Source organism: Mycobacterium sp. (assembly GCF_050700595.1).
In the GTDB taxonomy this organism is placed as follows: domain Bacteria; phylum Actinomycetota; class Actinomycetes; order Mycobacteriales; family Mycobacteriaceae; genus Mycobacterium.
This window is the reverse complement of sequence record NZ_JBOHHI010000211.1, coordinates 1-4,806: the sequence shown is the minus strand read 5'-3', so window position 1 is coordinate 4,806 and position 4,806 is coordinate 1. Positions and strand designations below refer to the sequence as shown.

General features: G+C 66.4%; 9 protein-coding genes. 4 read left to right on the top strand and 5 right to left on the bottom strand.

Annotation, left to right across the window (positions count from 1 at the left end; all coding sequences use genetic code 11):
- The first annotated feature begins 33 nt into the window (after positions 1-33).
- Positions 34-939 carry an Rv1157c family protein gene (locus tag ACRDTL_RS19540; RefSeq protein WP_431508347.1) on the top strand — a complete coding sequence of 302 codons (906 nt, stop codon included), beginning with the start codon at positions 34-36 and terminating at the stop codon, positions 937-939.
- Between the two features lie 96 nt (positions 940-1,035).
- Here the strand turns inward: ACRDTL_RS19540 and ACRDTL_RS19535 are convergent, their stop codons facing one another.
- The 4 genes from ACRDTL_RS19535 to ACRDTL_RS19520 are packed head-to-tail and all read right to left on the bottom strand — an operon-like array spanning position 1,036 to position 2,444.
- Positions 1,036-1,182, bottom strand: a complete 147-nt coding sequence (locus ACRDTL_RS19535; RefSeq protein WP_007169078.1) for a hypothetical protein — start codon at positions 1,180-1,182, stop codon at positions 1,036-1,038.
- Positions 1,179-1,760 carry an HhH-GPD-type base excision DNA repair protein gene (locus tag ACRDTL_RS19530; protein WP_431508346.1) on the bottom strand — a complete coding sequence of 194 codons (582 nt, stop codon included), beginning with the start codon at positions 1,758-1,760 and terminating at the stop codon, positions 1,179-1,181. Before ACRDTL_RS19530 ends, ACRDTL_RS19535 begins: the two co-directional genes overlap by 4 nt.
- Before the next feature lie 45 nt (positions 1,761-1,805).
- Positions 1,806-1,982, bottom strand: coding sequence for a DUF5302 domain-containing protein (locus tag ACRDTL_RS19525; RefSeq protein ID WP_431508345.1), 177 nt, complete (start codon positions 1,980-1,982; stop codon positions 1,806-1,808).
- An 18-nt stretch (positions 1,983-2,000) separates the two neighbouring features.
- Positions 2,001-2,444: a PPOX class F420-dependent oxidoreductase gene (locus ACRDTL_RS19520; protein WP_431508344.1), complete on the bottom strand. Its 444-nt coding sequence runs from the start codon at positions 2,442-2,444 to the stop codon at positions 2,001-2,003.
- 41 nt (positions 2,445-2,485) lie between these two features.
- On the opposite strand from ACRDTL_RS19520, the gene ACRDTL_RS19515 reads away from it, so the two are divergent.
- The gene (locus tag ACRDTL_RS19515; protein ID WP_431508343.1) at positions 2,486-3,001 is read left to right on the top strand and encodes a DUF1697 domain-containing protein; all 516 of its coding nucleotides are present in this window, start codon (positions 2,486-2,488) and stop codon (positions 2,999-3,001) included.
- Positions 3,002-3,025: 24 nt separating this feature from the next.
- Positions 3,026-3,850, top strand: a complete 825-nt coding sequence (locus ACRDTL_RS19510) for a class I SAM-dependent methyltransferase (RefSeq protein WP_431508342.1) — start codon at positions 3,026-3,028, stop codon at positions 3,848-3,850.
- Between the two features lie 4 nt (positions 3,851-3,854).
- Here ACRDTL_RS19510 and ACRDTL_RS19505 read toward each other — a convergent pair whose 3' ends face one another.
- Entirely contained in the window at positions 3,855-4,220 is a 366-nt protein-coding gene (locus tag ACRDTL_RS19505; protein WP_431508341.1) for a GntR family transcriptional regulator, read from the bottom strand.
- Between the two features lie 36 nt (positions 4,221-4,256).
- Here ACRDTL_RS19505 and ACRDTL_RS19500 point away from each other — a divergent pair.
- The coding region (locus ACRDTL_RS19500) for an NAD-dependent deacylase (protein WP_431508340.1) at positions 4,257-4,806 on the top strand (550 nt) is incomplete at its 3' end.

Genomic DNA, 4,806 nt, shown 5'->3' with positions numbered 1-4,806 from the left:
GGCTAACTCACTACAAAGCACCGGGAGAACATCGTGGTACGCACATGGAAGCTGGTCGGCGGTTTGACCGCCGCGACCGTCGCATCGTCCGCCGCAGTGGCGCTGTGCCCGACCGCCGCGGCTGATCCGGCGCCACCCCAGCCGTTACCGTCTCAGCAGTTGCCGGGACTGCCCGCACTCACGCAGTTGAGCCCGATCATTCAGCAAGCCGCCGCCGACCCACAGCAGGCGTCGCAGCTGCTGATGGCCGCGGCATCGGCGTTCACCCACAATCCGACAGTGCCCGACGCGTCGAAAAACGTTGCCTCATCGGTGAATCAACTCGCCCAAGACCCGACGGCGCACATTCCTCCGATCGGTGTTGAACCGGGCGCGCAGGCACATCTGCCACCCGGCATCGACCCCGCGCATGCCGCCGGTGCGGCACCGGACGCCGCGCCTGCACCTGCTCCGGCCCCCCACCTGGTCGCACCGGCAGCCGCGCTGCCCCCGGCGCCGGAGGCCGCCCCCGCCCCGGCGTTCAGCCCGGACGCCCCGCCCACGCAAGACTTCATGTACCCGTCGATCGGCAGCGCCTGCTTGGCGGACGGCGGCAATTCCATCGCGACCGCCCTCTCGGTGGCCGGGCCGGCGAAGATTCCGACGCCCGGTCCAACGGCGGGGCAGACCGCCTATGTGTTCACCGCCGTCGGCACCCCCGGACCCGCCGACGTGCAGAAGCTGCCGCTGAACGTCACCTGGGTGAACCTCACCACCGGCAAGTCGGGCGGCGCGACACTCAAGCCGCAGCCCGACATCAACCCCGACGGGCCGACGACGTTGACCGCGATCGCCGACACCGGTTCGGGCAGCATCCTGTCGACGATCTTCGGGCAAGTCACCACCAAGGACAAGCAGTGCCAGTTCATGCCCACCATCGGTTCGACGGTGGTGCCGTAACAGCGCTACCTCTTGGCCTTCTTGCCGCGAGCGTGCGTACTTGTACACCGCTCACGGCGTGTCGGCGTACAGACACGCACGCTCGCGGTAACTGGGTTAGTAGGCCATGAAGAGGATCGCATCGCGGTCGTATTCCAGACCGGGATGCACGCTGGCCAGGTGCGCCTGAGTCAGCTCGACCAGTTCGTCTTCGTCCTTGCCGACGATGGCCTCTCCGCACGGACAGGTCAGGTGTGTCTTCACGTCGCCGCCTTTCCCTTCTGAGCTGCTTTCATCTGCTTCTTGTAGGACCGCACCTGCTCGAGCGAGCGGGCGTCGACGATATCGGCAACCGACATGTGGATACCGGCCTTGCCGTACTCGCCGGCCGCCGCGCGCCAGCCCGCCGGTGTGACCCCGTACTGCTTGCCAAGCAGCGCCAGAAAGATTCGCGCCTTCTGCTCGCCGAACCCCGGTAGCCCCTTGAGCCGCCGCAGCAGCTCGGGCCCGTCCGGGTCGCCGGTCGTCCACAACGCGACCGCGTCGCCGCTGTAGTCGTCCACGATGATCTGCGCCAGGACCTGGATCCGCTTGGCCATCGAGCCTGGAAGCCGATGCACCGCAGGCGGTTCCGAGCACAGGCCGGCGAACTTGTCCGGGTCGTAGTCGGCGATCTCAGCGGCGTCGAAACCGCCCATCCGGTCGGCGATCTTCCTCGGACCCGCAAACGCGGTCTCCATCGGCACCTGCTGGTCGAGCAGCATACCGACCAGCAGCGCGAACGGATTGGTCTCCAGCAGCGCGTCGGCGGTCGGTTCCTGGACTAACTGCAGCTTCGACACCAGCACAGTCTAAAGCAAAAGCCTTGTCCTGCAGTCCTCGTAACGTTATCCGCTCTTACGGCGAAACTCCCGGCGGTTCTCCACCGGCCCGTGCGTCCGGGCCTGTTTGGCGCGGCCGTCCTTGTGGTCGGATCCGCCCCCTGACTTCGAGTTCTTGCGCTCCAGGGCTTCGCGGAACACGCGCTTGGTCTGGTCTTCCGGCCCGGAGTTGGATTCAGCCATGACCGCAGCGTAGCGCGCTTACCGCATGCCCGGCGGCATACCGTAGACGTGCGATATCGGCATGGTCAGTACGACCCGGCGATCGGTGACCATGGCCTGGCGGTACTCATCCCAGTCCGGGTGCTCACCGGCAATGTTGCGGTACAAGGTGATCAACGCTTCTACCGTGTCGTCGTCGGGCGCCGCCGCCGGCGGTGTCAGCTGCGCGGTGCCCTCGGCAACCGCGTACGACCAGCCGTCATCGGAGCTGACCAGAAGCGATGCCCGCGGGTCACGACGCAGGTTACGGGTCTTGGCCCGCGGTTCGGTGATCGACACCTGTACGGCGTTGTGCCGGGCGTCGAAGTAATACTGCACGTTGGATAGCTGTGGACGTCCGTCGCGTTTGACGGTGGCCAGCACCCCGATCGAGTTTCCGCTGATCACGGCCAGCAACTTGTCGTCGAACACTTGGCGTCCCATGCCTGAAAGCCTACGTCGCCCGGCGTCGATACCATCGCGACATGACCTGCTTTGCAGCGTTCCTGCGTGGCGTCAACGTCGGTGGCGTCAACCTCAGGATGGCCGATGTGGCAACGGCACTAACCGACGCCGGGTTTGCCGACGTGCGCACGATCCTGGCCACCGGCAACGTGCTGCTGGAGTCGCCCACTGCTGCCGACGCGGTACGCACCAGGGCGGAGACCGCACTGCGAGCGCGATTCGGTTACGACGCATGGGTGCTGGTCTACGAGCTCGACACGGTGCGGGCCGTCGTCGATGCCTACCCGTTCGAGCCCGAAGTCGACGGGTACCACTCCTACGTCACGTTGGTCACCGATCCCGACGTGCTCGACGAGCTCGCCGCGTTGCGGGCCGGGCCCGACGAGAAGATCGCCCGCGGGGACGGCGTGATCTATTGGCAGGTGCCCAAGGGGAACACGCTGGACAGCACCATCGGCAAGACGATGGGTAAACGGCGCTACAAGTCGTCAACCACCACCCGAAACCTGCGAACGCTGCGCAAAGTAGTGCGGTGAGCGACAGCAGGTAGGGTTGCGGCGATGAGCCCCACCCGAGAGCGGGCAAACCTCACCGGTGTTTCCGAGACGGCCCTGATGACGCTGCGGGCCCGCGCGCGAGAGGCCGCCCGGCCCGACGGTGTGATCGAGGATCCGATGGCCGTCGCCCTGACTGAGTCCATCGACTTCGACTTCGCCAAGTTCGGCCCGACCCGGCAAGATATGGGCCTGCGGGCGCTGGCATTCGACACCCACACTCGCCGCTACCTCGATGACCACCCGTCGGCAACCGTGGTCGCATTGGCAGAGGGCTTGCAGACCAGCTTCTGGCGTCTGGACACGGCCATAAGCCACGGTCAATTTCGTTGGCTGGCAGTTGATTTGAAGCCAATCATCGACCTTCGCGCTCGGCTGTTGCCGAAATCGCCACGGCTGTCGGTGTGCGCGCAGTCCGCGCTGGATTACAGCTGGACCGAACATGTCGACCCGTCGGGCGGCGTGTTCATCACCGCCGAGGGACTGTTGATGTATCTGCAGCCCGACGAGGCGCTGGGACTGATCACCGAGTGCGCCAAGCGGTTTCCCGGCGGCCAGATGCTCTTCGATCTGCCGCCGGTCTGGTTCGGCTGGTTCACCCGGCGCGGGCATTGGATCTCGCTGCGTTACAAGGTCCCGCCGATGCCGTTCACCATGTCGGTGACCCAGGCCGCGGATCTGGTGAACACGGTGCCGGGCATCCGCGTCGTGCGCGATCTGCCGCTCCCGCCCGGCCGTGGCGTGTTATTCAACCACCTGCTGTCGAGCGCCTATCGTATGCGTGCCCTGGACTTACTGCGTCCGGCGTTGACGCTGCTGGAGTTCGGCTGATCGGCTAGTCGTCGTCCGCGGCGTCCAGATAACGCAGCGCGTCGGCTTTGCCGAGTCCCAATCCGCGGGCCACGTCGAGATAGACACCGGCCGCGGCGGCCATCGCGGCGTCGGAGGGGTCGACGTGTGCGACGAATGTGCCGTGGCGCCCCCGAGTTTCGACGACGGCGGCGGCTTCCAGCTCGCGATACGCGCGGGCCACGGTATTGACGGCCAGGCCGAGCTCGCCGGCCAGTTCGCGCACGGTGGGCAGCCGGGTGCCGGGCCGCAGCGTCCCGGCCCGGATTGCGTCGATGATCTGCGTCCTGAGTTGGTCGAACGGCGGCCGGGCCGATTGTCCGTCGATACGTAGCCACTCCCCCGGCTGCACGTGCCCAGTATTGCGCAGTCCGGCTATCTTGGTGGGGTGCGAGTGACGGTGCTTTCCGGCGCGGGAATCTCGGCCGAGAGCGGCGTGCCGACATTTCGCGACGACAAGAACGGGCTGTGGGCCAAGTTCGACCCCTACGAACTGTCCAGCACGCAGGGTTGGCGACGAAACCCGGAGCGGGTCTGGGGCTGGTATCTGTGGCGGCACTACCTGGTGAGCCGTGTCGAACCCAACGAGGGACATCGCGCCGTCGCTGCCTGGCAGGACCACGCCGAGGTCAGCGTCGTCACCCAGAATGTCGACGATTTGCATGAGCGCGCCGGCAGCTCGCCGGTGCACCATCTACACGGCAGTTTGTTTGACTTCCGTTGTGACACTTGCGGTCTGCCCTATGACGGTGAACTTCCCGAGATGCCCGAGCCGGCGCTGGAGGTACAGCCACCGATTTGTGTGTGCGGCGGGCTGATCCGCCCCGACATCGTGTGGTTCGGCGAACCGCTACCCGAGGAAACGTGGCAGCACGCGGTCGAGGCGACGGCGGCCGCCGATGTGCTCGTCGTCGTCGGCACCTCCAGCATCGTGTACC

Excerpts from the sequence above, each read along its gene's own strand:
- ACRDTL_RS19520 (WP_431508344.1), bottom strand. The coding sequence starts at position 2,444 with ATGGGACGCCAAGTGTTCGACGACAAGTTGCTGGCCGTGATCAGCGGA.
- ACRDTL_RS19510 (WP_431508342.1), top strand. The coding sequence starts at position 3,026 with ATGAGCCCCACCCGAGAGCGGGCAAACCTCACCGGTGTTTCCGAGACG.
- ACRDTL_RS19525 (WP_431508345.1), bottom strand. The coding sequence starts at position 1,982 with ATGGCTGAATCCAACTCCGGGCCGGAAGACCAGACCAAGCGCGTGTTC.
- ACRDTL_RS19515 (WP_431508343.1), top strand. The coding sequence starts at position 2,486 with ATGACCTGCTTTGCAGCGTTCCTGCGTGGCGTCAACGTCGGTGGCGTC.